The sequence below is a fragment of the Buttiauxella sp. WJP83 genome, assembly GCF_027594725.1.
Taxonomy (GTDB): Bacteria; Pseudomonadota; Gammaproteobacteria; order Enterobacterales; family Enterobacteriaceae; genus Buttiauxella; species Buttiauxella selenatireducens.
In genome coordinates, this window is the sequence record NZ_CP110080.1 from 1,885,463 (window position 1) to 1,907,004 (window position 21,542).

The following is a 21,542-nucleotide window of genomic DNA, read 5'->3' on the forward strand; positions in this document are numbered from 1 at the left end:
GCCGCATTTAGTGCGCAATGCCGTTCACTTTAGTGGAGCGGCATTGCACTTCATCTGTGAGTAAACGGCTATACCATCGGGTTGACCTGACCTGGCAATTCCGAGGCCGGGATACGCACGGTGTGCCAGGTATAACGCATGCGTTTCCAGCGCGTATCGAAATGCACCCGGTAAAGACAATCTCTGACTAGCTCATTATCGGGGTACAGCGTATCGGCAAAGTGAGTCCATTTGGCGCTTTGTTTTATATTAAACAATAGCTTGTCATTTTTGTTGCCGTGTAATCGCGCGAGCGTCACCATCGCCTGAAGTGTGCCTTTTTGAGCCTCTTCCTGGACCCGCGCTAAATGAGAATGCGCGAGCGTCAGATCGGTAACTTCATAAATATTGAGTAAGAATAGACCCTTGGCCTGTTCGTGACCCAGTTGATGCGCCTGCCAGAGACAATCGAGGATGTTTTTTTCATAGCCTGCCCAGTTTGCGGGATCGCCTTCTTCCCCGCACAGTCGCTGGTTGCAGATAGCAAGACTGAAATAAATATCGCGTAAATCCGCTTCGTAATCGCTATAGCCGCCATTGGCGATCAGACGCCAGGGTGTGTTGTCGCGTTGGGCGATGTGGTCACGCAGAATCTGTGCGGCGTGCTTATAATAGTTCAGCGCGGTGGAGGTTTGATAAGGCACAAGGGTGCCATTGTCCCGATTGTTATATTCATCCGCCAGCCAGTGTAGTGCGCCGGGAATATTAAGCTCTGCGCCAACCTCCGCCAGCGGCACGCAATACTCAGGACGGTTGAGCCAGCCGAAGGAGCGAATGGTCCATTTCCAGGTCGCGCTGTGTTGTATGGATGAAACGCGGTCCAGCCATGCAGCGCCCAACTCTGTATTTTTCTCAAAACCAAACAGTCCCGCATACTGGAAATAACCACGATAAATCACCGCAGCCCAGCCTTCAGCGTTCTGTGAATTCTGACAAATAAAATTATAAATCCAGTGGCTGTTGGGGAAATCGCGTAACGCAAACTGCAGTGCCTTAAAGGTGAAGTAATTGTCTAAATTCTTTTTCTCCATGACCGCCCGTTGAATGCAGTCCCAGAGTGCGTCTTCATCGTCTAAATCGTCATAACAGGCCAGCAGCCACCCTAGTGCATTGTGGCGATCTTCCTGATTCCGGGCATGGCTGGCAACGGCTTGCGCTTTCGCGATGATCTTGGTTCTGCTCTCAGGCTCGTCAATCTCTTTGATACTCAGGTCACGATACTCATCCCACCAGATCAGTAGCTCCAGGTGTTCGCGTTCGCTATCAGAGAGATGAGCACAGGTCTCGGACGCCAGAAACGCATTAATCTCTTGATGGGTGCCGTTCCAGCGCGGCATGCGAAAAGGAAGATACTCGCCCAATGCAGCGTATGCCGTTGGGAAAATCTTCAGACATACAGTGAGCCAGTAATTGAGGCTGAAGTCATCATCGTTGGTCTGCAGCACAGACGGTCGCGGCAGGGAAGGGCAAATGGCGTTGTCCAGCGACAAACCGGAATGGGCTATCAGTGCATCGATTTCCTGCGGCGATCGCTGATGGTAAGCGGCGAGTTTCGGAACGCCCGGGGTGCCGACGGTCTCGTTGCCTTTAAGAAAATCCTCCATCCAGTCGGGAAACCCAAATACCTGCACGTTGGTGTTAGCAAGTGAAGCGGCCATCCACTGGCGTGGATCGCAGTCGATGGCGTTGATGGCGGCGATCATCATCTGTTCATTGCAGGCGCTGGCGCAAATCCACATGGCGTTCGAGGTGTCGCGCGCCCAGCCGTAGCTACGGTACAACCATGCTCGATGGTTCCAGTATTGCGTTTCCGCAAGCCAGGCGTGTGTTGAACGCGGACGCGCGTTTTGCCAGGCTTTAATAAGCGCCAGGCCTTCTGGTCCGGCTTCAACGAGCGGGTCCAGATCATAGAGAGGGTTACACATCTGCGTCCAGGCGAGGAAATAGCGTTTTTCCGCTTCGCGGCAGGTGAAACTTTCCGTCAGCGCATGGTTAAACAAGTCATCCAGCTCGTCATAGCGCGCCTGGCGCAGGAAACTGGCGATATCGGCGATGAACCACTCCCGTTGACCGCTGTTTTCCGCCATTTTGCTGTTGCACATTGTCGCGGTAGCATTGAGTACGCGATCGTTCAATTCCATATGTTCGTCTCTCAATTGAGTTCAAAAATTTTAAAGTCATTCCACGGCAATTCTCGCCAGTGGCTGAGCGGATCTTCCAGATATTGCATGACTTCCTGGTGATCGCGCCCCGCCACTGTCGCCGGGGTTTGGTGCAGCTCCAGCCATACCTGCCGAGCGCGAATGTAAGCGGTAGCGTAATCTTCCCAACTGTGAAAGCAGTCCTGGGCACGCTGGGCGTTGAGGAGTAAAACCAGCCATGCCTGCTCGTCGCGACACCAGCCTAATCCGGCGATGCAACGCGTTAAAAAGGCGGTGCGCGCGCAGTCGAACGCTAGTGCGTCACGGACCTGTCCCTGGGCGGCTAACTGCTCATAAAACCCCTGTGGCGTCTTACCGACGCCAGCAGGCCAGCGCTGCAAAATATCAGCGACCTGCTGATGGAGTGTGCCGTCGCGAGGATCGTCTGAGAGCCCCAGCTCTTTTTTCACCTGTTGCGCCAGATGTTGACGTTTACTCTCATCAATCGGTAACGCCAGCGTGACGTCTTTCGTTTTCAGACCATTGCGTAAAATGAGAATATCCGCCAGCGCCAGCGCCCATTTGCGGCGACGGGTGTCGCGGCGTCGCTCTGCCAGTCGCTCTTGTTCTTGCTCCTGCGCCGTTGGCATTTTGCTTCGCGCCGCTTTTCTTTTGCATTTCCAGACAATAAAGATGATGGCGACCAGTAGTGAAAGGAGTAGATGCAACGTCATTTCCTCTCGTCAGCGGTTAAATAGCGCGTGGTTTGCAGCGTGACATTTTCAATTTCGAACGGTTCGCAGTCGGTGTTTTTTCCGGCAATGGTGGGATGCCATAGTTGTTGTGGGTACAACATTTCGGCCGCCGTTGCGACCGTGGGGTCGATCGTTTGTAGCTGGTGCAGTTCGCCCGGCGAGCTGTGTAGCAGCAACCATTGTAACGCGACGGGCGGGTCTGTAACGTGCCGCAGCAGATGGAAATTGTTGTGCAGCACGCTCAGCAGAAAACTTTCATCGTGGATATCGCTAATGAATTTCCAGCCCTCGTAGTCCGGCGTCTTTTCATAAACAATACCCATACCTTCGCAGTCAGCATGACGTACCGATTGTGCTGCGATATGGCGCAGTAAATGCAAAACATCGGCGGCGTATTTTTTCACCGGATGGCGGTTTTGTTTGCCTTTGATCTGCTCGATTTCCAGCCCTTCAGGCTTTATCCTCATGCTAATGGTGACGTGAGGAATATTATTTTCGTCGCGCAGGCTGAACAGGCGCATTGCCCCATGTTCAATTTGTTTGGCGTAGTAGTCACCGTAGCCGCCTGCAAGCGAGTTGTTATCCTGAAATTGCCCCACGCAGTGCTGCATGTGCCAGGACTCATAGGCCATTTCGCAGCGTAACGCAGGATGCGTGGCGTCAAATTCAACCAGCGTTCCGCAGGTAACGCTGAGCACTCTTTTTAGTACCTCCTGGGTGGCGGGATGCCAGCCTTGTTGACGGCGGCGTTGCATTTTTTTATGTTCCGCTTCGCGCATTTCCAGTGCGATAAAGCAGTTAATACGCTGCAGTTTCCCCGCCAGTCGGGTGTCATTTTGACGGCTGAGAAACTCCACCAAATTACGCTCTGTGGCGTGTAACTCCGGGTGCTGTGGGTCGAGATAGTAGAATGTTGCGCCGCCGGTGAGCTTTGGCGGCAACCATTCGGGCATGTCAGTCTGTGCGCCGAGCCAGGTGGCATAATCAAGCGCGTTTCGAATTGGGGAAACAAAGGGAAAACTGCCGATAGCCCAGCGATAAAAGTGGTTGGCTAACCAGCGGCGAATGTCTTCGCTGTCGCCGCGCTGTTCACTGCGCGAGGTGATGGTTGCCATGACCTCAGTGGAATTGATGATATTGCGGGGCTGGTATGTCTTAACGATATCTTCACTCATTGCTTTCCCTGCCTGGTAAACGCCAGTCATTGCTTAGATAACGCCTTTCGGCGCAAATGGTTGCACCAAAGCCTGAAGTGGTCAACAAAAACTGGCCACCTGAATAGAGGAGATATCACCGCTTCATACGAGGACGTCATAGTGTCGCAGTTTAAGGATCGTTCAACTTATCCTTAGCTGATCGGCATTAGCATTCCGTGCGGCTTTTTCCTTTCTGCATCTCATTTTTAATTCCTGATTTTGATAAAAATAAACCATTGTTTTATAAATCAGTGACGCTGATGGTGGGACTCTTTGTGATTTTGCCAGCATCGGCCGAGCCGTGGCAAAAATGGAAAGGTATCAGTTGCCCTGTCATTTTACCTTAGCCTTGTAAGATTCTCGCAGGCGCCGAAAGACGCCAGGACGTGCAATCTCCTATAACAATAGAATCGGGGTTTGACGGCAATGAAAACACGTAAGATTGGATTGGCAAATTATCTTGCCTACGGGTCTGGGGACTTTCTGGGTGCCGGGACAACGGCGCTGACCGCCGCATGGTTGCTCTATTTTTATACCACCTTTTGTGGTTTAACGCCGATTGAGGCGACATTCATTTTCGCCATGGCCAGGGTACTTGATGCGGTCGTGAGTCCGCTAATGGGCTTCCTGACTGATAACTTCGGCTCGACCTGGCTTGGTAAGCGTTTCGGTCGTCGTAAGTTCTTTATTTTGCTGGGTATCCCACTCGTATTTAGCTACAGCTTCATGTGGGTTGGCGAGATGAGTTACTGGTACTACCTGGTGACCTATCTGATTTTTGACGTGGTTTACACCATGATTCTGGTGCCTTACGAAACATTAGTGCCGGAAATGACGGATGACTTCAAACAGAAGACGAAATTCTCTGGTGCGCGTATTTCCATGGCGCAGCTCTCGGCCATTCTTGCGGCATTCCTGCCGGGTATTCTGTTAAACCACTTCGGTAAAGACAACGCGATCTCCTTCTTCTATTCAAGCCTGGTCTTCGCCACGCTTTGCGCGATTGTACTGACGCTGGTCTGGTTCTTTACCTGGGAACGTCCTCGTAGCGAATGGACGGAAGCTGCACTACGTGCAGAAGAAGAGAAGAAAAACCTGACATTTGCTCAGAGCATGAAACGTCTGAACGTTGAGCTCACTTCAACGCTGCGCGTGAAGATTTTCCGTCAGCACCTGGGTATGTATCTGGGCGGCTACATCGCACAGGACGTGTTCAACGCGGTGTTTACCTACTACGTCGTGTTTGTGCTGATGCAAAGTGCCTCCGTGGCATCGAGCCTGATGGGCACCATGGCGATTCTGCAATTTATCGCGGTTATCGGCATGATCCCGCTGTGTATTAAATACGGCCCAGCACCGTCTTACCGCTTAGTGGTCGTGCTGTTTGGTTTGAGTTCGATGTCCTACGCCGTGCTGTATTACGCCGGGTTGAGCGACGTCTTCTCCTTACTGTTGCTGGTTTCAGCGCTGGCAGGTTTGGGTCGTGGCGGCATCAACTATGTACCGTGGAATATTTACACCTACATCGCTGACGTGGATGAAGTGATTACCGGCCAACGCCGTGAAGGTATCTTCGCCGGAATTATGACCCTGACGCGTAAAGCTTCTCAGGCGGGTGCGATTATGCTGGTGGGTATCGTGATGCAGCTTTCCGGCTTTGTTTCCGGGCAGGCTACGCAGCCACCTGCGGTGAGCCATACTATTTTGATGATTCTCAGTTTCGGTACCGTCGCGGTACTGGCCTGCGGTTTCCTGATTTCCCTGCGCTTTAAATTGAACCTGCACACTCACAGCGTGTTACGTGAAGAAACGGCGAAGATGCGTGAGGCTGGCCGCGCGGTGCCAGAAGCTATAACGCCTGAAGCGCGTGCCACTGTCGAACTGCTGGCGGGTATGCCTTACGACTCGCTGTGGGGCAACAACAACATTGGTTATCTCAATCGTAATAAGCCTGCGGCTCCATCGTTAAAACAGGCTGCAACAATGAATTCGAATACATCACAGAGGTTAAGTTAATGATCATTTATCCCGTCAAACACAGCCCATTATTGCGCCAGCCGGAGCACTTTATTGCCCGGGATGAGCTTAATACCCTGATCCACAAGGTGACGGACAATCTGGTTAATATTAAGGATGAAACGGGGCAATTCTTGCTGCGTCTGGATGACGGACGAGTCATTGATACTAAAGGTTGGGCGGGCTGGGAGTGGACTCACGGCGTCGGTTTGTACGGCATTTATCAATATTATCGTCAGACTGGCGATAAGAAGATGTGTGAAATTATTGATAGCTGGTTCGCAGACCGTTTTGCCGAAGGGGCGACCACTAAAAACGTCAATACGATGGCGCCATTTTTGACACTGGCCTACCGTTACGAAGAAACGCGTGACCCTGCTTATCTGCCGTGGCTAGAAAGCTGGGCTGAGTGGGCGATGTATGAAATGCCGCGTACCGAACACGGTGGCATGCAGCATATTACGCTTGCGGAAGAGAACCATCAGCAAATGTGGGACGACACGCTCATGATGACCGTGTTGCCGCTGGCGAAAATTGGCAAACTGCTCAATCGTCCGGAATACGTCGAAGAAGCGATTTATCAGTTCCTGCTGCATGTGCAGAATTTGATGGATAGGGAAACGGGGCTGTGGTTCCACGGCTGGAATTACGAAGGCAATCATAACTTTGCCCAGGCGCGTTGGGCGCGTGGTAACAGCTGGTTGACTATTGTGATCCCTGACTTCCTTGAGCTGGTGGATTTACCGGAAAATAACGCAGTACGCCGTTATCTGGTACAGGTTCTGGAAAGCCAGGTTGCTGCGTTGGCGAAATGCCAGGACGACAGCGGTTTGTGGCACACGCTGCTTGATGACCCTGATTCCTACCTCGAAGCTTCGGCAACGGCAGGCTTTGCCTACGGCATTCTGAAAGGTATCCGTAAACGCTATATTGGCAAACAGTATGCTTGCGTGGCGGAAAAAGCGATGAAGGGCATCGTGAAGAACATCTCGCCAGAAGGGGAGTTGTTGCAAGTTTCATTCGGTACCGGCATGGGCAGCAATCTGGAGTTTTATCGCCAGATCCCACTGACTTCGATGCCATACGGCCAGGCCATGGCGATTCTGTGCCTGGGCGAATATCTGCGCATTTATCTGTAAGCGTTGCATGCAGACCTGGGGAACCAGGTCTGCAAACTGTCATTAAATCAAACGGGCTCTTAAATAATGCAAAGTTCCGCCAATTAAATAATAAATAAATGGCGTAATGTGCCGTGCATTTCATTATCATTCCCGCAGTCGATAAGCCTTCCACTCGCTTTACCCTCCTTAACGATATTCGAATGGCGAAGCCGTGCTTCCCTTTCATCCCCTCTTGCTTGTTGATCCACGCTCTGGATTAATCATTACCGATGTCGGCGTTGTTTTTGTTGTGCCTCCATCAGGAAACATTTGATGTCAATTTCCCCGTTAGCTCGGGTTGCCAGTAACAGTGTGGTTGAACCTGGCGTTGTGCTGGGCGCTCATGTGAACATTGGCCCATTTTGTGTTATTTCCACAGGCGTTGTTATTGGTGAGGGAACGATTGTCGGTTCGCATTCGGTCATTAATGGCCTCACAACGATTGGGCGCGATAATACGATTGGTCAGTTTGCCTCAATAGGTGAAGTTAATCAGGATCTTAAATATGCGAATGAACCCACGACGCTGGTGATTGGCGATCGTAACCAGATTGGCAATAAATCCACTATTCATCGCGGGACAATCCAGGGGCATTCCACCACCCGGATTGGTGATGACAATCGATTCCTGAATGGTGTGCACATCGGTCACGATTGCGTGGTGGGTAACGCGACGTTCATGGGCGATAACAGTGGGTTGGCTGGGCATGTGGTGCTTGATGATGGGGCACAGGTTGGATTCATGTGTGCCATTCACCAGTTTTGTGTGCTGGGTGCGCATTCAAGGGTTGCCGACCAGGGCGGCGTGGTGCAAGACATTCCCCCCTTCGTGATGGCTGACGGAAACCATGCAAGACCCACCGGTATCGATGTCAATGCGCGAACTTTTATGGCCTTAGATACCCGGCAGCAGGATTTTGTGCATTCGCTTTACAGCATGCTGTATCAGCAATCTTTACCGATTGATGAGGTGAAGATAGCGGTAAAAGCCTCGCTAAGCGATTTTGCTCTGGCTGCGGTGTTTGAACGATTTTTTGCGCAATCAACGCGTGGAATTATTCGTTAACGTGCCTAAAAAAAAGACTCGCCGCATAAAGCGGCGAGTCTTGAATTAAACGATGGTCTAATAACGATCGACTGTTACATACGTTCTACGGTTTCAATACCCAGCGTATCCAGACCCAGTTTCAGGGTTTTCGCAGTCAGCAACGCCAGTTTCAGACGGCTGTTACGCGCTTCATCGGTATCAGCTGCCAGAATTGGGCAGTGCTCGTAGAAGCCAGAGAACAGACCAGCAAGGTCGTACAGGTAAGAACACATCACGTGCGGTGTGCCATCGCGAGCCACGACGTTCAGCGTTTCTTCAAATTGCAGCAGACGAGCCGCCAGCTGTGCTTCGCGATCTTCACGAATCACGACAGGTGCTTTCAGCAGTTCAGCTTCGTCGATGTCTGCCTTACGGAACACAGAAAGCACACGCGTGTAGGCATACTGCATATATGGCGCGGTATTGCCTTCAAAGGCCAGCATGTTGTCCCAGTCGAAGATGTAGTCAGTGGTACGGCTTTTGGACAAATCAGCGTATTTCACCGCGCCGATACCGACCACTTTTGCCAGCGCTTCCAGCTCGTCAGCAGACATATCGGGATTTTTCTCGCTCACCAGAGCACGTGCGCGCTCCATGGCTTCATCCAGCAGATCGGTCAGTTTTACCGTGCCGCCAGAACGGGTTTTGAACGGCTTGCCATCTTTACCCAGCATCATGCCGAACATCTGGTGCTCAAGCGTGACGGACTCAGGGACGTAACCGGCTTTACGCACGATAGTCCACGCCTGCATCAGGTGCTGGTGCTGGCGGGAGTCGATGAAGTACAACACGCGGTCAGCATGCAGAGTTTCGTAACGGTATTTTGCACAGGCGATGTCGGTGGTGGTGTACAGGTAACCGCCATCCTTTTTCTGGATGATAACGCCCATCGGTTCGCCATCTTTGTTCTTGTATTCATCAAGGAACACGACGGTTGCGCCTTCGCTTTCGACCGCCAGGCCTTTAGCTTTAAGATCGCTCACAATGCCCGGCAGCATTGAGTTATAGAGGCTTTCGCCCATCACGTCGTCGCGGGTCAATGTGACGTTAAGACGATCATAAGTTTTCTGGTTCTGCGTCATGGTCACATCGACCAGTTTGCGCCACATCTCACGGCAATATTCGTCGCCGCCTTGCAGTTTCACCACATATGCGCGCGCGCGCTCAGCAAAAGCTTCGTCTTCGTCGTAATGCTTTTTCGCTGCGCGATAAAATTCTTCGAGGTCAGCCAGTGCCATTTCACCGGCATTTTCTTGCTGCTGCTTTTCGAGAAAAGCAATCAGCATCCCGAATTGGGTGCCCCAGTCGCCAACGTGGTTGGCGCGAATCACTTTATGGCCGAGGAATTCCAGGGTACGTACTGCCGCATCGCCAATAATGGTTGAGCGGATGTGCCCTACGTGCATCTCTTTCGCCACGTTAGGCGCGGAGTAATCGACCACAATGGTTTGTGGCGCAACAGTATTCACACCAACGCGCTCGGAGGCTACCGCCGCATCGACATGTTTCGCCAGGAACTCAGGGTCGAGGAAAATGTTGATAAAACCAGGGCCGGCGATTTCAACTTTGCTGGCAATGCCGGTCAAATCCAGATTCGCAATCACGCTCTCTGCGACTTGTCGTGGTGGCTTGCCCAGTGATTTCGCAACTGACATCACGCCATTGGCCTGATAGTCGCCGAACTGAACTTTTGCTGACTGACGAACTTGTGGTTCGCAATCCGCAGGAGCACCTGCGGCAATCAGTGCCTGACTGACTTTATCTGAGAGAAGTGCCTGAATATTCACCGGGATACCTTACATTTTGCTAAGGGCTGCCGTGACTTTACAGCAGCCGTATCGTTGGGGATAAAATAAGGGCGTAAGTATAACTGTATTTAACCTCTGTAGTCAGCAAAAGCCTTGCCCCGCGCGCCTTCTACTACTATTAACGGTACAGGGATTAACCATTCGCAGCACGGGCCTCTTGATGGGGGTTGGTGATGGTGGATGAAAAAGGTAGATTAGCCCCCATTCGTGACATGAGAGGATAGGGCGATGGCCAACTGGCAAACAATTGCAGAACTTAATGATATTTCAGCGGATCTCCCGCGTTTTACCGAAGCGTTAGCCCACCTTGCCGCTCGGCTTGATCTGGAAATAACCCCACTCAACGCTGATCATATTTCATTGCGTTGCCATCAGAATACGACCGCCCAACGCTGGCGCGAAGGTTTGGAAAAGTGTGGCACGCTGCTGTCAGAAAATATCATCAACGATCGTCCGATTTGCCTGTTTAAACTCGATGAACCGGTTTGCGTCGCGCACTGGAAATTTACCGTGGTGGAACTGCCGTGGCCGGGAGAAAAGCGCTATCCGCACGAAGGCTGGGAACATGTTGAAATTGTGCTGCCGGGTGAGCCTGAAACATTGAATGCGCGGGCGCTGGATTTAATGTCCGACGCAGGTCTGCGTCAGACGGGGATTTCGGTAAAAACCAGCTCGCCAAAAGGGGAGCGGGAACGTCTGCCAAACCCAACGCTTGCGGTCACTGACGGCAAAGTCACCATCAAATTCCATCCCTGGAGTATTGAAGAGATTGTCGCCAGCGAACTCGAATCCCCGGTTTAAACACGGATTTCGAAAGAGTCAGGCTGCGTTAACGGATTGAACCGCAGCCGCCATTCGTTTGATGGCTTCTTCAAGATTTGCCGATGTGCAACCGAAGTTAATACGCACGAATTTTGCCTCGCCAAAATCGGCACCTGGCGAGAAGCCTAATCCGGCTTGCTGGAAGAACAGCGTGGGGTTGTCGACCGGTAAAGCCGTGGCATCGACCCATCCCAGATAAGTCGCTTGCGGAGCCGTCATGGTTAAACCTGGCATGTTGTTGATAGCACCGACAAGACGATCGCGATTGCGACGTAAATAGGGCAGTAGCGCTTGCAACCAGGCGTCACCCTCTTGCCAGGCGGCGGTGGCGGCGGTAAGTGCCAGCACATCAACACCTGGCACGATTCCCTCACGCGTCGCATTGAATCGCTGGCGTAAAAGCGGATCAGGAATAATCGCAAAGGATGCGCCAAGACCGGCAATGTTAAAGGTTTTGGATGGCGATAGCAGGGTAATCGAACGCTGTTCGGCGTCTGCACTTAGCGTGGCAAAAGGAATATGCTGCGCATCCCGGTCGAGCAACAAATCACAATGAATCTCATCAGAACAAACAACTAAATCGTGACGTTGCGCGAATGCGAGCTGTTGCTGCAACTCTTCGCGGCTATAAACGGTGCCGCCAGGGTTTTGCGGGTTGCACAGCATCAGCAATTTTTCTTTGCCGGTGAGCTGTGCTTCGAGTGATGGCAAATCCATGATCCAGCGGCCATTTTCAAGACGTAATGGTGCATTAAGTTGTGAGCGCGTGGCAAACGCTGACGATTTTCTGAAGGGAGGATAAATGGGGGTTGGTGCAATCGTTGATTCGTCCGGGGAGGTGAAGGCTCGAACACTGATGTTCAGACCGGCGACCACTCCTGGTAAAATGACAATCCATTCAGGTTTAACCTGCCACTGATAGAGGTTTGCCATGCGTTGAATAATCACCTCGATCAACGCTTTTGGCCGGACACCATAGCCAAATACACCGTGCTCGACGCGCTGGCGCAGCGCATCAATAATGCAGGGCGGCGAGCGAAAATCCATATCCGCAACCCACATCGGCAAAACCTCATCACTGTATTTATTCCACTTCGAGCTGTCGCTGTGACGGCGGTCGATGCCTTCATCAAAATTGAATGCCATGATTACATACCTTTTTGTGATCCTGATTTCAGATTATCATTCTGAACCCGTGGCACAACCGCCAGGCTGAAGATTTTAAGGAGTAATCAATGCCTTTGCTTGAGATATGTTGTTATGGAATTGACTGTGCAGTCACAGCGCAACAAGCCGGAGCGGACAGAATTGAATTGTGTGCAGCTCCAAAAGAGGGCGGCTTGACCCCGTCAGCGGGAGTGCTGCGTCAGGTTAAGCGGCGAGTGTCGATCCCCGTGCATCCGATTATTCGCCCGCGTGGCGGCGATTTTTGCTACACCGATGCCGAGTTTGAAACCATGCTCGAAGATATCGCGTTCGTGCGTGAATTGGGATACCCGGGCTTGGTCATCGGTATGCTCGACGGCGAAGGCCATATTGATGTGGCTCGCATGAAGCAGGTCATGGAACACGCGCAGGGGATGGCCGTGACGTTCCATCGCGCATTCGATATGTGCCATAACCCTCATCAAGCGCTGGAGCAATTAACCGATTTGGGTGTGGCGCGGATCCTGACTTCAGGCCAACAACAAAATGCTGAACTCGGACTTTCATTGCTTAGGGAACTAAAACAACATTCCCGTGCTCCAATCATTATGGCGGGTGCAGGCGTCAGGCTCAGCAATTTGGAAAAATTTGTCGAGCACGGAATTGATGAAATGCACAGTTCCGCCGGTCAGACTGTGGCGTCACCGATGCGTTATCGCAAAGCCGGTGTCTCAATGAGTGCTGATGCTGAGGCCGATGAGTTTAACCGCTACTGCGTTGATGGCGACGTGGTAGCCGCAATGAAAGCCATGTTGGTTGCAAGCCAATCTGCAACGTGAAGTATGAAGGCTAAGAGTTTTTGACCGTGCATCATGTCGCCCATGTGATGCTCGCTCGTACCAGGCCCCGGTGTTTTGCCGGGGCTTTTTTTATCCCGCAGTCTCGTTGCCGCAAATGGTTACGCGCTGACGTATCAAATATCTCTCTTTCGCCATAATTTCTTCAACATTGCGTGGCAGAGTATTCCTTCTCTCTGGCAATTCCTCTGTGGTTAAATTGTTATATCATTGTTATGTAATTATTATTCTGTACATAGCGTTACATACCGATACCAATCACTCAATGACCCCTGCGGTCCATTTCCTTATGATCAAAATCCTTTAAAAATAGGTTGATAGAGCAATATTTTCTATTTTTATTTAATGCCGACAAAGTTGTGTTAATGATGAAAATAAATAAAGCTATTTTGTTGCATATTTCTATGGCGATCCTTGCCACTTTATTGTTAACCCTGCCACCTTTTATCAATAGTTTGCATACGCCGTTAAATTTTCAGCCGTTAATTAAAACAATGGAAGGAACACGTAAAGTTCAGGCTGAGAAAATAGCTACTATTTCGCATGCATTGAAGGGCAATGCGATCTTTTTCCTCGGGGCGTCTGAAGTGGCAACGTCTGAAAATGAGCATTTTGCGGTTTATAATTTTTTTAATACAAAGCTGCATCACCCGACGGTTGCCTATGGTGATAGCTATGTTGACAACATGACGCAGCTCGCTTTGTTGACGCGCTTTAAACAAGACCTTTCACTAAAAACGAAACTTGTGCTGCTGATTGCACCGGATAGCTTCTATTTTGAGGGGGTCCCACCGACTATTTTTGCTGACCATTTTCCAGACGCCATATTCAAACCTCTGATGTCTGATAAAACCATGCGGCCGATACTGTCGAATTATTTAACGCATATCGATCCACAGGATGTTGACCATTTAACCTTTAGTCAGATGCATATATTTGGCTGGCATTACCATATTGTCTGGCGTGAAATCAAATACCAGTTTTCTTCATTCTGTGAATTAGTCAGAGATTATTATTTGTCATTGGCTCATATTCGTCACGCTGAGTCACAACCATGGCCGGTATTAAATAATAGCTGGCAATACATTGACTGGAATGCACAGCTTCAGCAGGCACAGCAACTTAACCGTGCGCGGCATGAAAGTGCGGCAACGCTGTGGATGGATAAAGAAGTCTTTGATGATGTGAAAACGGCGGATGAGTGGTATCCCACACCGCCATCACAGCAAGAAATGCAGGCATTTACAGCCATGATAAAACTGCTGAATGAGCGCCAGGTTAACGTGGTGGTTATCATCGATCCGCTTAATCCGTGGGCATTAAAACACACCGAAAAATTTAAAACGACTGACCGTTATATTCAGGCGACATTGAAAAAATATAACACTCCCTATTTTGATATGTACAACCACAGCTATCAAGAGGGATGGAACTGGGATCGCCTCCACCCTACGGAGTTAGCCTGGGTTGCAATGGACCATTTTATCGCAGAGGCGTTTAATAAATGAAAAAAGCCATCCGTCTCTTTTTCCTTTATCTCTTTTTGCTGACAACGGTAGTCGCCTGGTCATCAATTGATAACAGCATGAATTTAAAGCTGCACTTTGAATATCAACAGTTTTAAGGAATAAGAAAATGTATACAAGCGCGCCTTTTTACGCTGTGTTATTTGCCAGTTCGCTGCTGTTTTCTGGGGCAAACCGTGTGCTGGGTAACCGGTTAAGTTATGCCTCACTGTTTTCTGCTTTTGCGATGTTTGCAGTCTGGGGATACATTTTTAAAAGCCAGATAACCATTCCGCTGCTGATGTTTATCTATTTATATGGTATCGCCACGTTAAAAGACAAATTGTGGCTTAAAACCTGGCAGTCGGTCATCCTCAGTTTGTTGCCACTGATTTTGGTTAAATTGCATCTGAATAACCATTGGGGGATGTTAGGTCTTTCCTTTATGACTTTCAGGGCGGTGGATGTTTTACTCTATCGCAATAAGAAAGATTCCCGGGATTTCTTCCAGTATTTCAGCTATCTCTTTTTGCCCTTTATTATCCTGGCGGGACCGATGTATCGCTGGAGAAGTTGGGTTCAGGATATTACCCAAGCCAACTTTCGCTTAACAACGAACGTGTTCCTGCAATCCATGGAACAGATTTTTTATGGGATTGTGCAGAAGTTTCTGTTTGCCATGCTGATTGATAACTTCGTTATTAGCCATTGGAGCCATCGCCCTTTTACGTTGACGGTTGGCATCGTGATGTCACTGGCCTACAGCTTTTATCTTTATTTTGATTTTGCCGGTTACAGTAACATGGCAATAGGCGCAGGGCGTTTATTTGGTCTGAATCTACCCGCCAATTTTAACTTGCCTATATTGGCAAAAAATCCCCAGGATTTCTGGCGCAGATTTCATATTAGCCTCTCAGAGTGGCTGCGTGATGTAGTGTTCATGCCAATTTATATGAATTTGATGAAGGTAGAGTTCTTCAGAAATCATAAAGCGACGGCGCAAAATATCGGTATTTTTTGCACACTATTTTGCATGGGGGCATGGAATGGGCTGGAGCTTAATTACGTCGTCAGTGGCGCGCTGTTTGGCGGGATTTCGGTTATCCATAATATGATTCTTTGGTTTGCGAAGCGCAGCCAAAAAATGGACGCATGGTTAAAAAAACCTTTTATTGTATTCCTGGGGCGGATTTTGACACTGGCAAGTGCAGCTGCCTCTTTATATATCTTTAGCGGAATGTCTCCTGTATGAAGAACAGCGATGAATTACAGCAGTTAAGTGATTATCTGCGCACGGTGTTACTTAACCCGGAAAATCCTCAACAACTGGCGATAAGTGGCAGTGATAATAGCCTGACCTGGCGTGAGCTGAGTTTCGCTGTGGTTGACTGGGCGGAACGTTTTGCCGCGCTAAATTTATCACAGAACATTCCTGTGGTGCTTTATGGCCATCAACAGGCCGAATTCGCTTGCGCCATTTACAGCTGCCTGTTGCACAATATCCCATATATCCCCGTGGATAATATTTATCCGGCAGAGCGCCTGAAGGAAATCTGCGAATTAGCCAGTGCTCCTTACTATTATGATGTTCAACAGCATCGTTTTATCTCCACAGGCGTAGTGGGGCAGCCACTGCAAGAGCCAGGTTTGGCCTACATTATGTTTACTTCGGGAAGTACCGGTACACCTAAAGGTGTCCAGATTGGCCGTGAAAGCGTCTGGAATTTTATGCAGTGGATTCGCAGTGATTTTTGTTTGCCCGCAACACCGGTACTCATGAATCATGCGGTATTCAGTTTTGATTTATCGCTGATCCCGCTACTGGGAAATCTGGCCACTGGCGGACATATCGTTCTTAATGCCAAAGAGGATATTACTGCGGATAGCTGGCTTGCCCATCTGAAGCAGCAAAAAATTTCCGTGTGGGTTTCTACCCCTTCATTCGCCTATCAGAAACTGCTCCTCGCTGAATTCCGTGCAGAATGTCTGCCTGATTTAAAGGTATTTATTTTTATCGGTGAAGTTCTGAGTAAAACGCTGGTAAAACATCTGCGCCGTTTGTTCCCTGATGCAAAAATACTCAACTCATATGGCCCAACGGAGGCAACGATTGCCACCACGGTGATTGAGATAAGCGACGAGATTTTGCAGGAAGAGGGCGATCTTTTGCCTATTGGCCAAATGATGCCACATTCAGAAATGGAAATTACCCCCAATAATGAATTAATCATCTGGGGAAAAAACGTTATGCGTGGCTATCTTGGCCTGGCTAAAGAAAATGCTGAAAAACTGTTGTGGGATGAAGATAAACAATGGCGTGGCTATAAAACCGGCGATTTAGGCCGTGCCACAAATGATGTTTTATACTGCCAGGGCCGAAACGACAGCCAGATTAAACTCAATGGCTACCGCATCGAAATTCATGAAATTGAAAACCGGTTGCTGGCGCTTTCTGGGGTCAGTGAAGCGGTTGTTTTACCGCTAACGAAGAAAGACGGTGCAGTTTTACGTCTGGCAGCTTTTTGCACATCAAAACTCTCTGAAAAAGAGATTAAAGCCAATCTCACACAAACTTTACCCTCTTACATGGTGCCTTCGCAGATTGTCATCATGGATACCTTACCGCTTAACACCAACGGCAAAATTGACCGTAAATTACTCGATGTCCAGGCTCGGACCTGCTGATAATCAAAGGGCATAAATATGGAACAGAAAGTCTTAGCGATATTTGAAAATGTGTTGTCACGCAAAGTAGCGATGAACGATGAGCTAATTGAATCAGATATTCTCGATTCAATTACTGCAGTCGATATCGTTCTGGAGGTGCAGGCAGAATTTGGCTGTGCTATTCCACCGACTGACATTGCAAATATTCTGAAAACACCAGCAATGTTAACGGCATGGCTTGAAGAAAACGTCTAAAAATTAGATTTTTTAAGTTTTGGCCCCGGTAATAACCGGGGTTTTTTATTTAATAAATTAAACGTGTTAGGCTCCCTCTAAATAACGGAGGGCAAAATGAATATCACTGACAAAGAGCTTTACGATGAGATGTGCCGTGTTGTCGGGAAGGTTGTGCTTGAAATGCGCGACCTGGGTCAGGAGCCGAAACATGTGGTGATAGCGGGCGTGATCAGAACGATGTCAGCTAACAGTAAAATTCAGCGTTCAGAACTGACAAGTGCGGCAATGGAAGAAGTGATTCGTGCTTTGGGCTTTGCAGCGAAGTAAAGAAGGCCACCCACGGTGGCCTTGCTAACTATTTACGGCTTACGCGCGACTAAAACGGCGCGGAGCGGGGCGGGGTAGCCTTCGATGGTTTTGGTCGGGTCGTTCGGGTCGAGGAAATCGGCCAGCGACTCGGTCGTCAGCCAACTGGTTTTGCGCTGTTCTTCGCTGGTGGTATAGCAATGGTCAACGATGCGAACATCGACAAAACCACATTTCTCAAGCCAGTTTTTCAACGCCAATGCTGACGGGATGTAATAGACGTTGCGCATTTGCGCGTAACGCTCACCCGGCACCAGCACGGTATTTTCGTCACCTTCTACGACCAACGTTTCCAGAACCAGCTCACCCTCTTTCACTAGTTGGTTTTTCAACTGATAAAGGTGATCGAGCGGAGAACGGCGGTGGTACAACACGCCCATCGAAAACACGGTATCGAAGATATTCAGCTCCGGGAGTTGCTCAATACCTAACGGCAGCACATGCGCACGTTGATCGTTACCCAGCAGTTTACGCACCGCTTCAAACTGGCAAACGAACAGTTGCATGGGGTCGATGCCTACCGCAAGGTGCGCGCCCGCGCCAATCATGCGCCATAAGTGATAACCGCTACCACAGCCGACATCCAGAATAGTGCGCCCGGCGAGCGGGGAGATGTGCGGCAATACGCGGTCCCACTTCAGATCAGAACGCCACTCAGTATCGATGTCTACGCCATAAAGGGAGTATGGCCCTTTGCGCCATGGCATCAGGTTGCGCAACAGTTTTTCGATACCCAGCTTTTGGCCTTCACTCAATGACTCTTGCGATTGCGCCGTCACGCTGTGCAATAAATCCAGGTGATGTGGCGTGAGTTCCGGCAAATACTCAACCGTGTTGTACCAGTGTTTGAACTGGCCGTGGAGGTTTTCTCGCTGCCAGGTCGCAATTTGTGCAGGCAGTGTTTCCAGCCATGGGGCCAAAGGGCTTTTCGCAATAAGCTGATAAAAATTACCAAAGTCGATCATGCAGATGTTCCTGATTTCAGTGCGACTAAAGAGCCAAAGTTAAAGCACTGGAACCATAATTCTGCGTGGTCAAATCCGGCTTGTTTGAGGCGTTTTTTATGTGTTTCGACAGAGTCGGTGAGCATGACATTTTCCAGCATGCTGCGCTTTTGGCTGATTTCCAGCTCGCTATAACCGTTTGCACGTTTAAAATCGTGGTGCATGTTGAACAGCAATTCACCCACTTCACCATCTTCGAAGCTGAATTTTTCCGACAGCACTAACGCACCACCAGGATTCAGGCCGCGATAGATTTTCTCAAGCAGCAACTGGCGGTCTTCGGGCTCCAGGAATTGTAGAGTGAAGTTCAGCACCACCATTGAGGCATTTTCGATAACGATATTGCGAATATCGCCTTCAATAACGTCGACCGGCGTTTGCGCTTTAAATGCATCTAAATGGCGGCGGCAGCGTTCGACCATCGCGGGGGAGTTATCTACCGCGATAATTTTGCAGTTCTCGTGATGAATATTACGACGTACAGATAATGTTGCCGCACCCAGTGAGCAGCCGAGATCGTAAACCTGGCTACCGGGTGCCACAAAGCGCTCTGCCAGCATGCCAATCATCGAAATAATATTGGAGTAGCCTGGCACCGATCGTTGAATCATATCGGGGAACACTTCAGCCACGCGTTCATCAAAGGTCCAGTCACCTAATTTGGCGATCGGGGCGGAAAACAATGTATCGCGGTCAGACATTACGTTAAATCCGGAATTTCGAAAGGGTGATATTTTGCGTTAATGCAAAGAGAAAACCAACTCCCATGGCATATACCATAGGTTAGCCAGCACCATCAGGATTAAAGAAGCCCAGGTGGCACTCATGCCAGAACGACGCCAACTGACTAAACGATGATGGAAACCATAAGAGTGCATCAGGCGTCCGGCAATCAGCAACAGCCCACAAACATGCACCATCCATGTTTCGGCACCGTTCATTTCCATCAGTAATAAAAGCAGTAACGCGATGGGAATATATTCTACTGCATTACCGTGAATTCGAATTGCGCTCTGAAGTTCGCTAAAACCGCCATCGCCATAAGAGACGCGGTATTGCAAACGCATACGAACAACATCAAACGAAAACTTAATCAGCAACAAAGCACCCAAAACGGCGTAGAGCGCGCTTACCATACCCACATCCTTTAGAGATAGTTCCAGCGCCGCCTATGATAGCAGCGCAACCTATCCGCTGTCGCTACCCCTAAAATAGGGAGTTTTGTTTGGGAATGGCCGGCTCGTTGCCTATTTCCGGGAATGCCTGTTGCAAACCAGGCCACAGGGTATGCACTAAATCCTGCACTTCTCCAATATCCGGCGTGTGCAAGAACAGATAAGGGACGGATTTAAGTTCCCATTTGGGCAGGGTTTTAAGCCAAACCTCGAAGAGCGCGAGGTTTTGTTGCATGTCGTCGCTGCCGATAAACCGCACCAGTGGATTGCTGGCTGTCATCAACGCATGAACCGGTACTTTAGGCTTTTTGCGTTGCGCATCGCGGATGGCTTCATTGTGAGGTTTCGCGCTATGCACCGGGCGGCTATCGAGAATGACGCGGTTGACACCGCGTTGATGCAGGCCGCGATTGAGTGTTTGTTCATCGACACTTTTATCGAAGAAAGAAGGGTGGCGAACTTCAACGCCGTAGGTGAAATCCTTTGGCAACGTATCGAGAAAATTCCACAGCGCGGGTAAATCTGCAGGCCCAAATGTGGCCGGAAGCTGCAGCCAATATTGCCCGATGCGGTTTGCCAGCGGAGACATTCTGTCGAGAAATTCGGCAGTCAGGTCTTTACACTGTCGCAGTGCGGCATTGTGCGAAATCGTTGCCGGGAATTTGAAACAGAAGCGGAAGTCATCGTCAGTTTGCTCGCGCCAGCGTTGCACAATTTCCGCTTTTGGCAGGGCGTAAAGCGTCGTGTTGCCTTCCACACAATTGAAGTGTCGAGCGTAATCTTCAAGGGAAGTAATACCCAGTCGCACCCATTTAGGGTGTGACCATTGGGGAAGGCCAATATAAGTCATCCTACCCGTCATCCTTCAAGTTGTAGGGGTGTTGGCTACGCTCGATTACCCGAGTCACTTACTTTAGTAAGCTCATCGGGATAATCTCCCTTGCCGCCTACCTACAACCTGAATGATATAGGGTAGGCAGTGGTTTACTTAGAGCGAGGAGAGAATCTCTTCGGTGCGACGAACGCGTCCAATACGCGGGAAGATATTCGTCATGCTTCCCTGATGTTGTTCACTGCTGGCAGCGCTGCAGGCATCTTCCGCGATGATCAGGTTAAAGCCCAACTCCCAGGCATTACGCGCGGTGGATTCCACGCCGATATTGGTGGAAATACCGCACAGCACAATGGTGTCGATCCCACGACGGCGCAACTGGAGTTCTAAATCGGTGCCGTAAAATGCGCCCCACTGGCGTTTAGTGACTTCAATGTCGCTCTCTTTTTTACCCAAGGCTTCCGGGTAAACCCACCAATTTTCCGGTAAAGCATGTGCGCCAGCTTGCGCATCGACCGGTTGTTTTAGGGCTTCAGCAAAATCTTTTGACCAGCCAACACGCACCATAATGACCGGCGCATTGTGAGCGCGGAATTTTTCAGCCAGTTTGGCCGAACGAGCCACCACATCCTGTGCACTATACGGACCGCCCGCAAACGGCAAAATGCCTTCTTGTAAATCAATGATGACGAGTGCGGTTCGGGAAGTATTCAGATCTAACATTGGGTGA

Annotated in this window: 20 protein-coding genes; 10 read left to right on the top strand and 10 right to left on the bottom strand. The window is 49.8% G+C overall.

The window, feature by feature from the left end:
* Positions 1–68: 68 nt before the first annotated feature.
* Genes OH773_RS08715 through OH773_RS08725 form a run of 3 tightly spaced genes read right to left on the bottom strand, consistent with a single transcriptional unit; the run spans position 69 to position 4,110 of the window.
* Positions 69–2,180, bottom strand: coding sequence for a DUF4034 domain-containing protein (locus OH773_RS08715; protein WP_270144877.1), 2,112 nt, complete (start codon positions 2,178–2,180; stop codon positions 69–71).
* An 11-nt stretch (positions 2,181–2,191) separates the two neighbouring features.
* A complete protein-coding gene (locus OH773_RS08720; protein ID WP_442865661.1) occupies positions 2,192–2,914 on the bottom strand; it encodes a DUF1266 domain-containing protein in 723 nt (240 codons plus the stop codon).
* Positions 2,911–4,110: a PcfJ domain-containing protein gene (locus OH773_RS08725; protein WP_270145769.1), complete on the bottom strand. Its 1,200-nt coding sequence runs from the start codon at positions 4,108–4,110 to the stop codon at positions 2,911–2,913. The genes OH773_RS08720 and OH773_RS08725 overlap by 4 nt, the downstream gene beginning before the upstream one ends.
* Positions 4,111–4,557: 447 nt before the next feature.
* On the opposite strand from OH773_RS08725, the gene OH773_RS08730 reads away from it, so the two are divergent.
* From OH773_RS08730 to lpxA, 3 genes are all read left to right on the top strand, one after another.
* Positions 4,558–6,147 (top strand): MFS transporter, encoded by a 1,590-nt coding sequence (locus tag OH773_RS08730; protein WP_270144879.1) that lies wholly within the window; start codon positions 4,558–4,560, stop codon positions 6,145–6,147.
* Positions 6,147–7,286 (top strand): beta-galactosidase BglB, encoded by a 1,140-nt coding sequence (gene bglB, locus OH773_RS08735; protein ID WP_270144881.1) that lies wholly within the window; start codon positions 6,147–6,149, stop codon positions 7,284–7,286. Before OH773_RS08730 ends, bglB begins: the two co-directional genes overlap by 1 nt.
* Positions 7,287–7,580: 294 nt before the next feature.
* A complete protein-coding gene (gene lpxA, locus OH773_RS08740; RefSeq protein ID WP_270144883.1) occupies positions 7,581–8,372 on the top strand; it encodes an acyl-ACP--UDP-N-acetylglucosamine O-acyltransferase in 792 nt (263 codons plus the stop codon).
* Positions 8,373–8,446: 74 nt separating this feature from the next.
* On the opposite strand, the gene argS is transcribed toward lpxA, so the two are convergent.
* Complete coding sequence (gene argS / locus OH773_RS08745; RefSeq protein WP_270144885.1) at positions 8,447–10,180, bottom strand: arginine--tRNA ligase; 1,734 nt, start codon at positions 10,178–10,180, stop codon at positions 8,447–8,449.
* A gap of 249 nt (positions 10,181–10,429) precedes the next feature.
* Here argS and OH773_RS08750 point away from each other — a divergent pair, with 249 nt between their 5' ends.
* Complete coding sequence (locus OH773_RS08750) at positions 10,430–11,002, top strand: VOC family protein (RefSeq protein WP_270144887.1); 573 nt, start codon at positions 10,430–10,432, stop codon at positions 11,000–11,002.
* Positions 11,003–11,020: 18 nt separating this feature from the next.
* On the opposite strand, the gene OH773_RS08755 is transcribed toward OH773_RS08750, so the two are convergent.
* The gene (locus tag OH773_RS08755) at positions 11,021–12,169 is read right to left on the bottom strand and encodes a MalY/PatB family protein (protein WP_270144890.1); all 1,149 of its coding nucleotides are present in this window, start codon (positions 12,167–12,169) and stop codon (positions 11,021–11,023) included.
* 89 nt (positions 12,170–12,258) lie between these two features.
* Between OH773_RS08755 and cutC the strand changes: the two genes are divergently transcribed.
* The 6 genes from cutC (at position 12,259) to fumD (ending at position 17,762) form a co-directional block, all read left to right on the top strand.
* Positions 12,259–13,008: a copper homeostasis protein CutC gene (gene cutC / locus OH773_RS08760; RefSeq protein WP_270144892.1), complete on the top strand. Its 750-nt coding sequence runs from the start codon at positions 12,259–12,261 to the stop codon at positions 13,006–13,008.
* 386 nt (positions 13,009–13,394) lie between these two features.
* Entirely contained in the window at positions 13,395–14,534 is a 1,140-nt protein-coding gene (locus OH773_RS08765; RefSeq protein WP_270145771.1) for a D-alanyl-lipoteichoic acid biosynthesis protein DltD, read from the top strand.
* A gap of 127 nt (positions 14,535–14,661) precedes the next feature.
* Positions 14,662–15,783 (top strand): MBOAT family O-acyltransferase, encoded by a 1,122-nt coding sequence (locus OH773_RS08770; protein ID WP_270144894.1) that lies wholly within the window; start codon positions 14,662–14,664, stop codon positions 15,781–15,783.
* Positions 15,780–17,216, top strand: coding sequence for an AMP-binding protein (locus tag OH773_RS08775; RefSeq protein WP_270144896.1), 1,437 nt, complete (start codon positions 15,780–15,782; stop codon positions 17,214–17,216). Before OH773_RS08770 ends, OH773_RS08775 begins: the two co-directional genes overlap by 4 nt.
* 18 nt (positions 17,217–17,234) lie before the next feature.
* Positions 17,235–17,453: an acyl carrier protein gene (locus tag OH773_RS08780; RefSeq protein WP_183269582.1), complete on the top strand. Its 219-nt coding sequence runs from the start codon at positions 17,235–17,237 to the stop codon at positions 17,451–17,453.
* 96 nt (positions 17,454–17,549) lie between these two features.
* The gene (gene fumD, locus OH773_RS08785) at positions 17,550–17,762 is read left to right on the top strand and encodes a fumarate hydratase FumD (RefSeq protein WP_183269581.1); all 213 of its coding nucleotides are present in this window, start codon (positions 17,550–17,552) and stop codon (positions 17,760–17,762) included.
* Between the two features lie 32 nt (positions 17,763–17,794).
* Here fumD and cmoB read toward each other — a convergent pair whose 3' ends face one another.
* The 5 genes from cmoB to OH773_RS08810 all read right to left on the bottom strand — a co-directional run bounded on the left by cmoB (position 17,795) and on the right by OH773_RS08810 (position 21,535).
* Positions 17,795–18,766, bottom strand: coding sequence for a tRNA 5-methoxyuridine(34)/uridine 5-oxyacetic acid(34) synthase CmoB (cmoB, locus tag OH773_RS08790; protein ID WP_270144900.1), 972 nt, complete (start codon positions 18,764–18,766; stop codon positions 17,795–17,797).
* Positions 18,763–19,506, bottom strand: a complete 744-nt coding sequence (cmoA, locus tag OH773_RS08795) for a carboxy-S-adenosyl-L-methionine synthase CmoA (RefSeq protein WP_270144902.1) — start codon at positions 19,504–19,506, stop codon at positions 18,763–18,765. The genes cmoB and cmoA overlap by 4 nt, the downstream gene beginning before the upstream one ends.
* A 39-nt stretch (positions 19,507–19,545) precedes the next feature.
* Positions 19,546–19,941 carry an MAPEG family protein gene (locus tag OH773_RS08800; protein ID WP_183269578.1) on the bottom strand — a complete coding sequence of 132 codons (396 nt, stop codon included), beginning with the start codon at positions 19,939–19,941 and terminating at the stop codon, positions 19,546–19,548.
* A 70-nt stretch (positions 19,942–20,011) separates the two neighbouring features.
* Complete coding sequence (locus OH773_RS08805) at positions 20,012–20,830, bottom strand: DUF72 domain-containing protein (RefSeq protein WP_270144904.1); 819 nt, start codon at positions 20,828–20,830, stop codon at positions 20,012–20,014.
* Between the two features lie 138 nt (positions 20,831–20,968).
* On the bottom strand, positions 20,969–21,535 hold the full coding sequence (locus OH773_RS08810; protein ID WP_270144906.1) for a hydrolase: 567 nt from the start codon (positions 21,533–21,535) through the stop codon (positions 20,969–20,971).
* Between the last annotated feature and the right edge of the window lie 7 nt (positions 21,536–21,542).